Origin of the sequence: Pseudomonas sp. HD6515, from assembly GCF_024971855.1 — a bacterium.
Lineage (GTDB): Bacteria > Pseudomonadota > Gammaproteobacteria > Pseudomonadales > Pseudomonadaceae > Aquipseudomonas > Aquipseudomonas alloputida.
Genome location: NZ_CP079827.1, coordinates 3,631,132 through 3,645,168, shown reverse-complemented (window position 1 = coordinate 3,645,168; position 14,037 = coordinate 3,631,132). Strand labels below are relative to the sequence as shown.

14 protein-coding genes are annotated in these 14,037 nt (G+C 62.7%); 5 read left to right on the top strand and 9 right to left on the bottom strand.

The genetic code is table 11. The annotated features are described in order from the left end of the window. Positions 1-57: 57 nt before the first annotated feature. Entirely contained in the window at positions 58-297 is a 240-nt protein-coding gene (locus tag KW568_RS16850) for a DUF3203 family protein (RefSeq protein ID WP_003247835.1), read from the bottom strand. Positions 298-466: 169 nt separating this feature from the next. Between KW568_RS16850 and KW568_RS16845 the strand changes: the two genes are divergently transcribed. Further along, entirely contained in the window at positions 467-985 is a 519-nt protein-coding gene (locus KW568_RS16845) for an MgtC/SapB family protein (RefSeq protein ID WP_003247836.1), read from the top strand. A 532-nt stretch (positions 986-1,517) separates the two neighbouring features. Here the strand turns inward: KW568_RS16845 and KW568_RS16840 are convergent. From KW568_RS16840 to KW568_RS16830, 3 genes are all read right to left on the bottom strand, one after another. Beyond that, positions 1,518-2,417: a hydroxymethylglutaryl-CoA lyase gene (locus tag KW568_RS16840; protein WP_003247838.1), complete on the bottom strand. Its 900-nt coding sequence runs from the start codon at positions 2,415-2,417 to the stop codon at positions 1,518-1,520. A gap of 19 nt (positions 2,418-2,436) precedes the next feature. Continuing rightward, positions 2,437-2,835 carry a MerR family DNA-binding transcriptional regulator gene (locus KW568_RS16835; RefSeq protein WP_003247847.1) on the bottom strand — a complete coding sequence of 133 codons (399 nt, stop codon included), beginning with the start codon at positions 2,833-2,835 and terminating at the stop codon, positions 2,437-2,439. 75 nt (positions 2,836-2,910) lie between these two features. Next, on the bottom strand, positions 2,911-3,789 hold the full coding sequence (locus KW568_RS16830; protein WP_003247849.1) for a helix-turn-helix domain-containing protein: 879 nt from the start codon (positions 3,787-3,789) through the stop codon (positions 2,911-2,913). Positions 3,790-3,961: 172 nt separating this feature from the next. Between KW568_RS16830 and pobA the strand changes: the two genes are divergently transcribed. The 3 genes from pobA (at position 3,962) to KW568_RS16815 (ending at position 8,016) form a co-directional block, all read left to right on the top strand. Next, entirely contained in the window at positions 3,962-5,149 is a 1,188-nt protein-coding gene (gene pobA / locus KW568_RS16825) for a 4-hydroxybenzoate 3-monooxygenase (protein WP_004577034.1), read from the top strand. A 150-nt stretch (positions 5,150-5,299) separates the two neighbouring features. Beyond that, positions 5,300-7,090, top strand: coding sequence for a gamma-glutamyltransferase (gene ggt, locus KW568_RS16820; protein ID WP_004577033.1), 1,791 nt, complete (start codon positions 5,300-5,302; stop codon positions 7,088-7,090). A gap of 44 nt (positions 7,091-7,134) precedes the next feature. Then, a complete protein-coding gene (locus KW568_RS16815) occupies positions 7,135-8,016 on the top strand; it encodes a LysR substrate-binding domain-containing protein (protein ID WP_004577032.1) in 882 nt (293 codons plus the stop codon). Positions 8,017-8,168: 152 nt separating this feature from the next. On the opposite strand, the gene KW568_RS16810 is transcribed toward KW568_RS16815, so the two are convergent. Next, positions 8,169-9,221: an ornithine cyclodeaminase gene (locus tag KW568_RS16810; RefSeq protein ID WP_004577031.1), complete on the bottom strand. Its 1,053-nt coding sequence runs from the start codon at positions 9,219-9,221 to the stop codon at positions 8,169-8,171. 187 nt (positions 9,222-9,408) lie between these two features. Here KW568_RS16810 and KW568_RS16805 point away from each other — a divergent pair, with 187 nt between their 5' ends. Beyond that, complete coding sequence (locus KW568_RS16805; RefSeq protein WP_003247861.1) at positions 9,409-9,831, top strand: Lrp/AsnC family transcriptional regulator; 423 nt, start codon at positions 9,409-9,411, stop codon at positions 9,829-9,831. 74 nt (positions 9,832-9,905) lie between these two features. Here the strand turns inward: KW568_RS16805 and KW568_RS16800 are convergent, their stop codons facing one another. The 4 genes from KW568_RS16800 to KW568_RS16785 form a co-directional block, all read right to left on the bottom strand. Beyond that, on the bottom strand, positions 9,906-10,505 hold the full coding sequence (locus tag KW568_RS16800) for an START domain-containing protein (RefSeq protein ID WP_004577030.1): 600 nt from the start codon (positions 10,503-10,505) through the stop codon (positions 9,906-9,908). Between the two features lie 89 nt (positions 10,506-10,594). Beyond that, entirely contained in the window at positions 10,595-11,431 is an 837-nt protein-coding gene (locus KW568_RS16795) for a bifunctional allantoicase/(S)-ureidoglycine aminohydrolase (RefSeq protein WP_003247865.1), read from the bottom strand. A gap of 106 nt (positions 11,432-11,537) precedes the next feature. Beyond that, entirely contained in the window at positions 11,538-12,929 is a 1,392-nt protein-coding gene (locus KW568_RS16790; RefSeq protein WP_004577029.1) for an LLM class flavin-dependent oxidoreductase, read from the bottom strand. A 16-nt stretch (positions 12,930-12,945) separates the two neighbouring features. Then, on the bottom strand, positions 12,946-13,926 hold the full coding sequence (locus tag KW568_RS16785; protein ID WP_004577028.1) for an aliphatic sulfonate ABC transporter substrate-binding protein: 981 nt from the start codon (positions 13,924-13,926) through the stop codon (positions 12,946-12,948). Between the last annotated feature and the right edge of the window lie 111 nt (positions 13,927-14,037).

Genomic DNA, 14,037 nt, shown 5'->3' with positions numbered 1-14,037 from the left:
AGGTTCAGATTTTACGATAAAAACCATATCAGATTTGCCGCATGGCCCCGCCAAGCCTCATATCACCGAGCCTGGCGCGCTGGCCTTCAGATGCCTGCGGCTATCCACCGCACCCGCCACGGTCAGTGCATCGGCCTCGGTTTCGGTAATGGGCACGCGTTGGCCGGCCAGTATGGCCACCGACATACGCAACTGTTCGTCGGTGATGATCTCGATATCCGGGCCTTCGCCCTCGATGCGCAGGCCTTCGCCGATCAGTGTGCAGCGGCGGGTGGTTTCGTCGATTTCAATGGGCATGGTGGGGTCCTCCCGGGGTGATTACAGGGTGGACCGCGGTCAGGGGCCAGTTGCTGCATCAGCAAGCTGAGCGGCACTTTGCAGTACGTGTGACGGTCAACCTTGCAGAGGGCAGGCCTGCTGACGTGGCGGGCGGATTCATGAAGCTCAAGCAGGGGACACAACTGCGATGGACGTCATCTGGCAAGCAATCCAGGCGGAATTCGCCGATGTCACCGATGAGCGCGAGGTCACGCAAATCCTTGTGCGCTTGCTGATGGCTGCTGTGCTCGGCGCAGTACTGGGCTTCGAGCGCGAACACAAGGGCAAGTCTGCCGGGGTGCGTACCCACATGCTGGTGTCGCTGGGGGCCGCCCTGTTCGTGCTGGCGCCCAGTATGGCGGGGGCCGATGAACAGGCACTCAGTCGGGTGATCCAGGGCATCGTTGCCGGTATCGGTTTTCTCGGTGCGGGTACCATTCTGAAGGGTAACGGCCAGGACACCAGCCATGTGAAGGGCCTGACGACCGCTGCCGGGCTATGGATGACGGCTGCCATTGGCACGGCGGCTGGCATGGGGCGCGAAGCCACGGCGCTGATCAGCACGGTACTGGCCCTGCTGGTACTGGGCACGATGCCGTTGCTGGTGGAGAAGGTCGAAGGACAAGATGAGGAGAAGCAGAAGGAGGAAGAGGGCAGGAAGCACTGAGGGGAGCCGAAGCTCCCCTCAAAGCGTTGTTGCCTGCTCTTTTTTTATTATTGGGACCGGCCTTTTGTTGTTTTTGTCGGCTTGTCCTGGTGTTGCGGGCGACCCCCATGCGGGGTCAAGAGCAAACGTATTTTTTTGAGCGCTGACCTGCTTTCATCATTGCTGATCCGAACCTGGCTGCCGCTACCTTGAGGTAGTTTTATTGTTCTGTGCCAGACCGCGGGGCGAACCCCTGAAAAGCGTGTCGACTCCAAAAAAATCTGCTTGCTACGCCTCTGCCGTGTTGTTCTTGTTATGTCAGAGCCGTTACCTGTTGTTTTTATTGGGTATCGCGTTTTTTTTGTTCTTGTACCAGAGATATAGCAGGGTGCGTGCCAACTTTTAAAAACCCTTTAAAATCAATGATTTAAGAATTTTTGTCGACACCGCCCAGCCTGAAATTCTGCCGATTTGTTTCCCTGTTACCCGATTTTTTGCTGTGAAATGTGCGGGAGGTAACACTTCACCCACACCAATGTGACACCGGTGTGACCTATTGTGCGCTGCACGCCCGTGCTACCCGCGACCCGTTGTCGCGGCCCAGCACGCCGCTGATGCGCTGGCCGGCGGCTATCAGCCGGCCCAGGTCGATGCCGGTTTCAATGCCAAGCCCCTGCAGCAGGTACACAACGTCTTCACTGGCGATATTGCCGGTAGCACCCTTGGCGTAAGGGCAGCCGCCCAGCCCGGCTACCGAGCTGTCGAATACGCTGATGCCCTCGAGCAGGCTGGCATAGACGTTGGCCAAGGCCTGGCCGTAAGTGTCATGGAAGTGTCCGGCCAACTGCTCGCGCGGTACCTGGGCCGACACCACCTCGAACAGGCGTCGGGTGTCGCCTGCGGTGCCGGTGCCAATGGTGTCACCCAGCGAGACCTCGTAGCAGCCCATGTCGTGCAGGGCGCGGGCCACCGGGGCCACCTGCTCGGCGCTGACCTTGCCCTCGTAAGGGCAGCCAAGCACACATGACACATACCCGCGCACGCGCACGCCGTGGCTGCGCGCAGCGTCCATGATGGGTTCGAAGCGCTTGAGGCTTTCGCTGATCGAACAATTGATGTTGCGTTGCGAGAACGCTTCGGAGGCGGCAGCGAACACCGCTACTTCCTTGACCCCGGCAGCCAGGGCGTCCTCGAAACCGCGCAGGTTCGGCGCCAGTGCGGCATACGTCACACCGGGGCGCTGCTGGATGCCGGCGAATACCTCGGCAGAGCCGGCCATCTGTGGCACCCACTTGGGGGACACGAAACTGCCCACTTCTATATAGGCCAGGCCCGCTTCGGTGAGGTCGTTGACCAGGCGTACCTTGTCGGCGACGCTGATGGGCTGGGCTTCGTTCTGCAGGCCGTCGCGGGGGCCGACTTCGACCAGGCGGACGTGTTTGGGCAAGGACATGGCGGGTTTCCTGTGGCGTTCAGCGGTTGTCTTTGTTGTTCAGGGTGGCGGCCAGGGCTTGTTCGCAGCGCTCCTGGGCGGTGTCCAGTTCCAGTTGCATCTGGTGAATGTCCAGCATCTGCTGCTCCAGCTGGGCGCGGCGCTCGGCAATCTTCGCCAGCATGCTGTTGAGCTGTTTGAGGTTGCCGCTGGTGGGGTCGTACAGTTCGATCAACTCGCGGCACTCGGCCAGGGAAAAGCCAATGCGCTTGCCGCGCAGGATGAGCTTCAGGCTGACCTTGTCGCGCGGTGAGTAGATACGTTCCAGGCCACGACGCTCAGGGCTGAGCAGGCCCTGTTCTTCGTAGAAGCGGATAGCGCGGGTGGTGATGTCCAGTTCGCGGGACAGGTCGGAGATGCTGTAGGTCTGAGTGCTCATGCTCGGGCTCGGCGTGGGGTATGCGGATATCCTGAGGGCAGGTTGACGTATACGTCAAGAAGAGGCCGCCAAGGATTATTCCGACAACCCTGATCTGCGATACGCATTGGGCGTTTGCCCACTCAAGCGCTTGAACCACCGGGCGAAGTAGGTCGGGTCGGTAAACCCCAGGCTATCCGACAACTGCCCAATGCTCATCCGCGTGTAAATAAGGTTGCGTCGCGCCTCCAGCAACAACCGCTGGTGCACCACCTGCAATGCAGTCTGACCGCTCAGTGCCCGGCACAGCTGGTTCAGTTGCAAACTCGGAATATTCAGCCGCGCGGCAAAGTCTTCAACCGACAGATGCTCGCGGTAATGCGCTTCGACCAAGCGCAAGTATTGCCCCAGCAACAGGCGGTCACGTTCATCACGGTTACGCGGTGCCTGCCCTTGCTGCTGACGGCGGCTGATCCACACCATCAGCGCGGTCACCAACGCTTCCAGCATCGCGGCGCGTGCCGGGGCATTGCCTTGGTACTCCCGCTGCAAGGTGTCGACCAGGCTGCGCAGGTGCACGCGGTCATGGCCCAACGGATAACACGCAGGCTGTGCCAGCACCGTCAGTGGCGCGCCCAGGCGCTGTTCCAGGTTCGCTACAAGGGCAGTACCAAAGGTCAGGACATAGCCCTGGATATCGGCGCTGAAGCGAAAGCCATGCACGGTCATCGGTGGCACGACCTGGATCGCCGCTTCGCCGATGGCACTGCGCACGCCCTCGATCTCCACCTGGGCCTGGCCACGCTGTACATACAGCAGCTGGAACAGCTCGGCATGCTGGTGCGGCTTGATCTCCCAGTGATGCAGGCGGCTGCGTGCCGGGATCGACTCGCAGTGCAGCAGGTCGGTGCCGGGCCAGGCCTGATTTTCGCCATACAGCTTGAACAACGGAACGCCGGGGAGGGTGGATTTCATCTGGGTTGGCCTGTCCGTTAATCGAACGCTTTTCGTAAAAGTGCAGGTTTTTTATGGAATAGCACACTTAAACGGCGTTTTCTGCCAGTAAAAATGCAATGGCAAACCCTAACAGCAGATGCCGCCCCGCTGCCAGTCCCAGGCCGGTATCGTCCGAACAGAGACAACAACAATGAAAACTCAGGTTGCAATTATTGGTGCAGGTCCGTCTGGCCTGCTGCTGGGCCAGCTGCTGCACAAGGCCGGTATCGACAACATCATCGTCGAACGCCAGACCGCCGAGTACGTACTAGGCCGCATCCGCGCCGGGGTGCTGGAGCAAGGCACGGTCGACCTGCTGCGCGAGGCCGGCGTGGCCGAGCGCATGGACCGTGAAGGCCTGGTGCACGAGGGGGTCGAGCTGCTGGTTGGCGGGCGCCGTCAACGCCTGGACCTCAAGGCGCTGACCGGTGGCAAGACGGTGATGGTCTACGGCCAGACCGAGGTCACCCGTGACCTGATGCGGGCCCGTGAAGCCAGTGGTGCGCCGATCATCTATTCAGCCGCCAACGTTCAGCCGCATGAATTGAAAGGCGAGAAGCCCTACCTGACGTTCGAAAAGGATGGCCGGGTGCAGCGGGTTGACTGCGACTATATCGCCGGCTGCGACGGCTTCCACGGCATCTCGCGGCAGAGCATCCCGGAGGGCGTGCTGAAGCAGTATGAACGGGTTTACCCGTTTGGCTGGCTGGGCCTGCTGTCGGACACACCGCCGGTCAATCACGAGCTGATCTACGCCCACCATGTGCGCGGTTTCGCGTTGTGTAGCCAACGCTCGCAAACACGCAGCCGCTACTACCTGCAGGTACCTTTGCAGGATCGGGTCGAGGAGTGGTCTGACGAGCGTTTCTGGGACGAACTGAAAGCCCGTTTGCCCGCCGAGGTGGCGGCGGACCTGGTCACAGGCCCCGCGTTGGAAAAAAGCATTGCGCCACTGCGTAGCCTGGTGGTCGAACCCATGCAGTATGGTCACCTGTTCCTGGTGGGTGACGCGGCGCACATCGTCCCCCCTACGGGTGCCAAAGGCCTTAACCTGGCGGCCTCGGACGTCAACTACCTGTACCGCATTCTGGTCAAGGTGTACCACGAAGGGCGCGTCGACCTGCTTGCGCAATACTCGCCGCTGGCCCTGCGCCGCGTGTGGAAGGGCGAGCGCTTCAGCTGGTTCATGACCCAACTGCTGCATGACTTCGGTAGCCACAAGGACGCTTGGGACCAGAAGATGCAGGAAGCTGACCGCGAGTACTTCCTGACCTCGCCGGCGGGGCTGGTGAACATTGCCGAGAACTATGTGGGGCTGCCGTTCGAAGAAGTGACCTGATCCGTCATTGCGCAAACCTGGCACTCATGCAGGGAGCGAGGGCTGCATTGGTCAGCGAATGGCTTGCCGGTAATTACACCAAGGCTTGAAGTCGAGACTGTGTATGACCGACAGTGCTTCGCTGAATAGGTGATGGCAGGATGCATGACGATGAAATATCCCACCCCGCTGATCGGCGCTCTGTGCCTGCTGGTTACCAGTAACTGGGCCGGCGCCGACCAGGTATTGCCCACGCCACCGGAACTGGCCTCCGGCTACCGCAGCGGTTTGCAGCCGGTGCACGCCAGCCGGCACATGGTTGCCGCAGCCAACCCGCTGGCCAGTGAAGCGGGCCGGGCGATGTTGCGTGCCGGCGGCAGTGCGATTGACGCCGCCATCGCCATGCAAATGGTGCTGACACTGGTCGAGCCGCAGTCCAGTGGGATCGGTGGCGGGGCGTTCATCCTGTACTGGGATGGCAAGCGCGTGCAGGCATTCGACGGGCGTGAGGCAGCACCTGCGGCGGTGACGGAAAAACTGTTCCTGCAAGCCGATGGCACACCCATGCCGTTCCGGGTGGCGCAGATCGGTGGGCGTTCGGTGGGCGTGCCCGGGGTGCTGCGTGCCCTGAAACAGGCCCACGAGCAGCACGGCAAGTTGCCCTGGCACGACCTGTTCGCCCCGGCCATCGCCTTGGCACGCAACGGCTTCGCGGTTTCCGAGCGCCTGCACACGCTACTGGCCGGGGACCCCTACATTGCCCGTTCACCCGCAATGGCCCGTTACTTCCTGGATGAACAGGGTAGGCCGTTGGCCGTGGGTACGATCCTGCGCAACCCTGAGTTGGCCCATACCTTGGAGCAGATCGCCGCACAGGGGCCCGAGGTGTTCTACAGCGGTGAAATGGCCGAAGCCATCGTCGCCACGGTGCGTGGCCATGCCAATGCCGGGTATCTGTCGCTGCAGGACTTGCAGCAGTACCAGGCCAAGGAGCGCGAGCCGTTGTGCGGTCCCTACAAGGCCTGGCAAATATGCGGCATGCCGCCACCCTCCTCGGGTGCGGTGACTGTGCTGCAGACCTTGGGCCTGCTCGAAGCCGTGCAGCGCACCGCGCCGCAACGCGACCTGGCAGCGCTGCGACCGCTGGTCACCTCGTCCCCGGCCCGCCTGGAAGCCCCGCCCTTGGCCGTGCACCTGATCGCCGAGGCCGAGCGCCTGGCCTACGCCGACCGCGCTCAGTACCTGGCCGACAATGACTACGTGCCCGTCCCGGTCAAGGCCCTGACCGATTCTGCTTATCTGGCCAGCCGCGCGGCGCTGATCGGCGAGCACAGCATGAAGCGCGCCCGCCCGGGCCAGCCGCAAGGAGCGGACTTGGCGCTTGCGCCCGACCGCTCGCCACTGCGCATCTCCACCTCTCACCTCAGTGCGGTGGATGACAGCGGCCAGGCCCTGGCCATGACCACCTCGGTGGAGGCCGCATTTGGCTCGCACCTGATGGTCAAGGGCTTCCTGCTCAACAATCAGCTGACCGACTTCTCGTTCATCCCCCACGAGCACGGCAAGCCTGTGGCCAATCGGGTGCAGCCGGGCAAACGGCCGCTGTCGGCCATGGCGCCGACATTGGTGTTCTCGCGTGCCACGGGCGAGTTTGTCGCGAGCGTCGGTTCGCCGGGTGGTTCGCAAATCATCGGTTACGTGAACAAGGCACTGGTCGGCCTGCTGGATTGGCAGCTCGACCCGCAACAGGCCGCGGGCCTGCCCAACTTCGGCAGCCGCAATGCCGGCACCGAAGTGGAAGCAGGGCTGAGCAGCCCGGCGCTGATCCGCCAGTTGGCAGCCTGGGGCCATGAGGTGACACCGATGACCATGACCAGCGGCATGCAGATCATCCAGCGCAGCGGCGAGGGTTGGTCAGGCGGTGCCGATCCTCGGCGGGAAGGAGTGGCCCTCGGTGACTAGCCGTGATAGAACGCAGACTTGCCATTCAGTCGTTGAATATCTAGATGTCTATCAGCGTGAAATCGAATAGGGCTCTGTTCGACCTCGACCTGCTGCGCGCCATTGTCGTGGTGGCCGACTGCGGCAGCTTCACCACCGCTGCCGCGCGGCTGCATTCGACCCAGTCGACGATCAGCCAGAAAGTGCGCCGCCTGGAAGACATGGTTGGCCACCGCCTGCTGGTGCGAGGCAACCGTGATGTGCTGCCGACCGACGCCGGGCAGACCTTGCTCGGCTATGCCCGGCACATGCTGGCCCTGAACGATCAGATGCTTGAAGCCCTGGCCGGGGCGATGGTGGGCACCACGGTACGGCTTGGTGTGCCCGAGGACTTCGTGGGCGGGCGTACCACCAATGCGCTGTCGGCATTCAGCCGGCTGCACCCACAGGTGAAGCTCGAAGTGACCAGCGGCTTGTGCCGTGACCTGAGCCAGGCCTATGACAATGGCGAACTTGACCTGGTGCTGCTCAAGCAGCGACGCAACAGCCGTGAGGGCGTGGCCTGTTGGCCAGAGCGTCTGCAGTGGATCGACAGCGCACACACGCCTGCCTTCGAGCTGGACCCGATCCCGTTGGTCACCTTTCCGCCACGCGGCCTGTACCGCGAGGACATGATCAACGCCATCGAAGGCATGGGGCGGCGCTGGCGCATCAGCTTTACCAGTTCCAGCCTCAGTGGCATCCAGGCTGCGGTCGCCGATGGCATGGGTATCAGCCTGCTGCCACCCAGGGCGGCCACCAGCGAGCACAGGGTGCTGGGGGCCGGGCAAGGGCTGCCGGAGGTCGACAGCTATGAGATCGTCATCGTGCACCGGCCGACGGCGGATGTGATGGTCAAGGCGTTGGCTGAGGTGATGACGCAGTTGCTGGCGGGCGGTGGGATCTGACGGTCAGTGGGAAATGCGCTTGAACACGACCCAACGCCAGTGCGATCACTGTGGGCTTTTCCGGCGAGCACGGGCTAAGCCCGTGCCATGCACCGTGCAGCCTGCTTAGCGGGCATGCCTGCTCCCACACGTTCGACTAAACCGATTCAATGTCAGGCAACCCGTCGGATGCGGCTTTTGCCAGCGCGGCCTCGGGTGTGGCTGAACAGGTCTTTCGGGTCGTCCTCAACCCACGGCACCAGGTCGATCTTGGCACCCATCCCGCGCTTTTCGGCTTGCTGTAGTACGTACCGTAGTACGGTGTAGTCTTCGAGGGCGAAGCCCACCGAATCGAACACAGTGATCTGGCTGTCGCTTTGGCGGCCCTCGGTTTCACCGCGCAGCACGCGCCACAGGTCGACCACCGGAAAGTCCGCCGGCAGCTGCTGGATCTCACCTTCGATACGGGTTTGTGGCTCGTACTCGACGAACACCCGTGCGTTGCGCAGCACATCGGCGTGCAGCTCGGTTTTGCCTGGGCAGTCACCGCCCACGGCGTTCAGGTGCATACCGGGCTCCAGCATGTCGGGGGTAATGATGGTGGCGTAGGCCTTGTCGGCCGTTACCGTGGTGATGATGTCCACGCCTTTCACTGCCTCGGCTACCGAGCTGGCCCGGCGGATGGTCAAGCCGCTGTATTCCTTGAGGTTGGCGATAAGCTTGGCGGTGGCCAGCGGGTCGGTGTCGTAGGCGACGATTTCTTCGATGCCCAGGTGCTTGTGGAAGGCCAGGGCCTGGAATTCGCTTTGCGCGCCGTTGCCGATCAGCGCCATCTTGCGCGCGTTCGGGCGGGCCAGTGCCTGGGCTGCCATCAGCGAAGTCGCTGCGGTGCGCAGGGCGGTGGCGATGGTCAGTTCGGACAGCAGCACCGGGTAACCGGAGTCGACATCGGCCAGTACACCGAAGGCCATCACCGTATGCAGGTTGCGTGCAGTATTGGCCGGGTGGCCGTTGACGTATTTGAAGGCATAGCGGCTTTTGTCGGCGACCGGCATCAGTTCGATCACGCCCACTTCCGAGTGGCTGGCAACGCGCGCGGACTTGTCAAACGCCTGCCAGCGTTTGAAATCGTCCCGCAGGGCAGCGGCAAGCTCGCCAATAAACGGCGCTACGCCAATGTCATGCACCAAGTCCGACATGGTTGGAACATCAATGAAATACGTCATGCTCTTGCACCTTTTTATTGTGCGCTTGCCCAGCAGTGCGGGGTAAGCGCTTGAGATTATCGAAGTGAAGCCGCATGAACATTTTGATGACAGGTTGCGCCAATCGGAAGCATACAGGTTGTCAGTTTTGTCAGGCTTCTGGACAATCTGCCAACCCAACGTAGCAATCTGATTATTTGGCAGGCTTATGGACACGATCGATCGGGAACTGATTGCACTGTTGCGGGACAACGCACGTACCCCGGTGCTGACCCTGGCGAAGAAGCTGAAGGTGGCCAGGGCAACGGTGCATAACCGCATCACCCGGCTTGAAGAGCAGGGTGTGATCATCGGTTATACGGTGCGTCTGCGCTCCGATGCGCTGGACCAGGGGGTGCGGGCAATCACCAGCATCGGCATCAGCGGCCACCATGCCGCAGAGGTCAAGCACGCGCTGCGCGGGCATCCCAATGTGGTGGCCATCCACACCACCAATGGCCGCTGGGACTTGATGGCAGAGCTGCGCGCCGACACCCTCGAAGCGTTCGACCGGGCGCTGAACACCATCCGCTCGATCCCGCATATCGAGAACACCGAGACCAGCATCCTGCTGTCGACCTACAAGATGTGACCGCTGAGCCAGAGAGGGGTATTGCATGAAAAGCTGCTGGCCCTGCTGCAGTCGGTCTGCGGCCTGGCGGCACTTCAAGGTTGGCGCTCAGCCACCGCTCGCAACGTACGCAACGTCACCACCGGTGTATCCACTACAAACCGGTTGGCCAGCCACCCCGGCACATCCCCGGCAGGGGCGGCCTGCAACTGGTAGGTCACCTCGGTCACGCGGTCACCCAGCGGTCTCATCTGCCACACGCCACTCAGGTGCTCTACCCGGATCAGGCCGTCAACCCTGGGGATCCTATCGGGATCGGCGCTCAGGTGGCGCACCAGGGTACCGTCGACCAGGCGTTCGCTGGTCACTTTAAGCACAATGTCCCGTGGCCTCGCCGGCCAAGGCAGCTGAGTGGTCAGGTACACCCAGGTGTTGTCACCCTCCACATCCAGCAGGCGCATCTGGTCACAGGCGTACAGCCACTTGCAGGCCACCCGCAGGTTATCCTGCAGGTCAGTGAGCGTACGCACGCTGGCTTTCATGGTGCTGACACCACGAAACTGCTGGTAGGGCGAGTCGCCTGCATCTTTCAGGTACACGCGAATGCCTTCGCGGTCGTAGGCCAGGTGCCAGTCATCGGCGGCCAGGGCAGAGGCGCACAGCAGCAAGGCCGCGAGCAGCAGGCAGCGGTTCATGGCCGGTACCCTGCAGGGGTGGGTATTTCAGTATGTGCGGCAAACAGAAAGCCCGCCAGGTTGGCGGGCTTGCGGGCATCAGCCTGGGCTTAGCGCTTAGGGTTCAGCGTCAGGTGTACGTGACGGTTCACGTCCTTGTACAGCAGGTAGCTGAAGTTGCCTGGGCCGCCGGCGTAGCAGGCTTGCGGGCAGAAGGCACGCAGCCACATGAAGTCGCCGGCTTCCACTTCGACCCAGTCCTGGTTCAGGCGGTAAACTGCCTTGCCTTCCAGCACGTACAGGCCGTGTTCCATCACGTGGGTTTCTGCGAACGGAATCACACCGCCGGGCTGGAAGGTGACGATGTTCACGTGCATGTCGTGGCGCATGTCGGCCATGTCGACAAAGCGGGTGGTTTTCCAGCGGCCTTCGGTGCCCGGCATCTCGATGACGGTGGCGTTGTCGCGGTGGGTGACGAAGGATTCCGGTACGTCCAGGCCTTCAACCTTCTGGTAGTGCTTGCGCAGCCAGTGGAAGGTGACGTTGGACTTGCTGTTGTTACGCAGGCTCCACTCGGCGCCCGGGGCCAGGAAGGCGTAGCCGCCAGGAACCAGGGTGTGGTGTTTGCCTTCGACGGTGATGTCCAGTTCGCCTTCGACGATGAACACCACGGCTTCCGCATCGGCGTCCAGCTCAGGGCGCTCGCTGCCGCCTTCCGGGGCCAGCTCGACGATGTACTGGGAGAACGTTTCGGCAAAACCGGTTAGCGGGCGGGCGATGACCCACATGCGCATCTTGTCCCAAAAGGGCAGGTGGCTGGTGACGATGTCACGCATCACGCCTTTAGGGATGACGGCATAGGCTTCGGTGAACATGGCACGGTCAGTCAGCAGCTCGGTTTGAGCCGGGTGCCCACCGTGGGGGGCGAAGTACGAATGGTTCGACATGGACGATCTCGACTTGTTGTTCTCTCCCCATGCCTTGAACCGCACCGGCCGGTGCGGCGCAGGGGATGTGGCCACAGAATAGGGTCGAGTGCGTGGCATCCACAAATTAAATGTTGGAATACCCGGTATTTGATCGCTGAATGCTGACCTGGCGCCCAACGTGCCGTTCGGGCAGCTTGCCGCCGCGGCCGAACAGCTTGTGGCGCAGGGGGCCCTCGGTGTAGCTCAGCGGGTAGCGGCCGCGCCGTTGCAGCTCGGGCACCAGCTGGTCGACCACATTGGCCAGGTCGTCCGGTTGCACGGCGTAGGTCAGGTTGAAACCGTCGATGCCGGTATGGTCCAGCCAGGTTTCCAGCTGGTCGGCCACCTCGCTGGCAGCGCCGATCAGCACGGGGCCGCGACCGCCCAGGCCAACGAACTCGGCGGCTTCGCGTACGGTCCAGCGGCGAGTGGGGTCGGCGGCGGTAAAGGCTGCCAGGGCAGCACGGCCAGCATCGTTCTCGACGTACTCGATCGGTGCATCGGGGTCGAGGCCGGCGAAGTCGATACCGGTCCAGCCTGACAGCAGCGCCAGGGCAGCGTCCAGGTCGACATAGCGGCGATAGTCGTTAAAGCGGGCCTCGGCTTCTTCCCGCGTGGGGGCGACAATCAACAGCGCCTGGGCGTAGATCAGCACTTCGTCACGGCCACGCCCGGCCGCTTCGCAGGCCTGGCGGATGCCGTCGGCGTAGCGGCGCAGCACCGTCGGCGTCGGCCCGCTGATGAACACGCATTCGGCATGCCGTGCGGCAAACTGCTGGCCGCGTGCCGACGCACCGGCCTGGAACAACACCGGGGTGCGTTGCGGCGACGGCTGGCACAGGTGCATGCCGGGCACCTGGAAGTGCTCGCCCACATGGTTGATCGGGTGTACCCGCGAGGGTTCGATATAGCGCCCGCTTTCACGCTCCAGCAGCACAGCGTCGTCGTCCCAGCTTTTCTCCCACAGCTTGTACAGCACCTGCAGGTATTCCTCGGCCAGGTCATAGCGTTGGTCGTGGCCCAGTTGATGCGCCAGGCCGAGGTTGCGCGCAGCGCTGTCCAGATACCCGGTGACGATGTTCCAGCCGACCCGGCCATTGCTCAGGTGGTCGAGCGTGGACATGCGCCGGGCGAAGGGGTAGGGGTGTTCGTAGGTCAGCGAAAAGGTGACACCAAAACCCAGGTGCTCGGTCACCCCGGCCATCGCCGGCACCAGCAGCAGCGGATCATTGACCGGCACCTGCACGCCACCGCGCAGGGCGGCTTGCGGGCTGCCTTGATAGACGTCGTAGATACCCAGCACATCGGCGATGAACAGGGCGTCGAACAGGCCGCGTTCGAGCAGGCGGGCCAGGTCGGTCCAGTAGCTCAGGCGGTTGAACGCCACACTGGTGTTGCGCGGATGGCGCCACAGCCCAGGGGACTGGTGGCTGGCAGCGTTCATGCTGAAGGCGTTGAAGCGGATCGGGCGAGGCATGGTCAGCGCGCTCCGTTCAAGGCAACACAGAAGCCGGGTAGACCGCTTCGGCCACCTGTAGCTTGCGTGGAATCAGGCCCAGGCCCTGGAAGGTGTCCGCCAGCTTCTGTTGTTCGGCAACGATCTGCGGGGTGATAGCGACGGCGTTGTAGTTGCGCCGTTCGCTGGCCACTTCCAGCACCTGGGTGCTGATCCCCAGCTGCGGTGCCAGCAGCGCGGCCACTTCGGCAGGCTTGGCGTTGGCCCACTGGCTGACTTTGCCCAGCTCGGCAAAGAAGGTTTTCAGCAGTGCACGGTGCTCGTCGGCATAGCGGGCTGTGGACAGGTAGAAGGTGCGGTTGTTGGACAGGCCGCTGCCGTCGCGCAGGTTTTTCAACCCTGGCTGGCTTTCTGCGGCGGCGAGGAACGGGTCCCACAGGGTCACGGCCTGCACACTGCCCGATTGCAGGGCGGCCACGGCATCGGCGGCATTGTTGACGTAGGCGGGGGTAATGTCCTTGTAACTGAGGCCAGCCTGCTGCAGGGCTACGGCCAGCAGGTATTGGGCATTCCAGCCGCGGCCGGTGGCCACGCGCTTGCCTTTCAGGTCCTGCACACTGGCCAGGTGGTCCTGCTCGCGCACGACCAGGCCAATGCCGCGTGGGTAGGGTTGTTCGGCGGCCAGGTAGACCACAGGCTTGCCGGCGGCCTGGGCGAACACCGAGGGGGCATCGGCTGCGTGGCCGAGGTCGATGGCGCCGGTGCTCAGTGCCTCCAGGAGCTGGGGGCCTGCGGCGAACTCATGCCAGCTGACCTTCACACCTTGCGGTGCCAGGGCCTTTTCCAGGGCGCCGCTGCCTTTGAGGATGTTGATGCTGTTGAATTTCTGGTAGCCGATGCGCAGTGTCCTGGCGTCGTCGGCAATGGCTTCGGACCAGGGCAGCAGGGCGCTGGCGACGCTGGCCAGTAAACCGCCGATCAGCAGACGGCGTAATGGGGAGAAGGCATGTTTGGGCATAGGCATTGCTCCTTGAATCGGGTGAGAGGCGATCTGCCCAGACTAAGGAGGTGGCGTTTGGCTTTCAATTTATATATTCCAGTTTGTTAGATTGTTTAGTTATTTTTATAT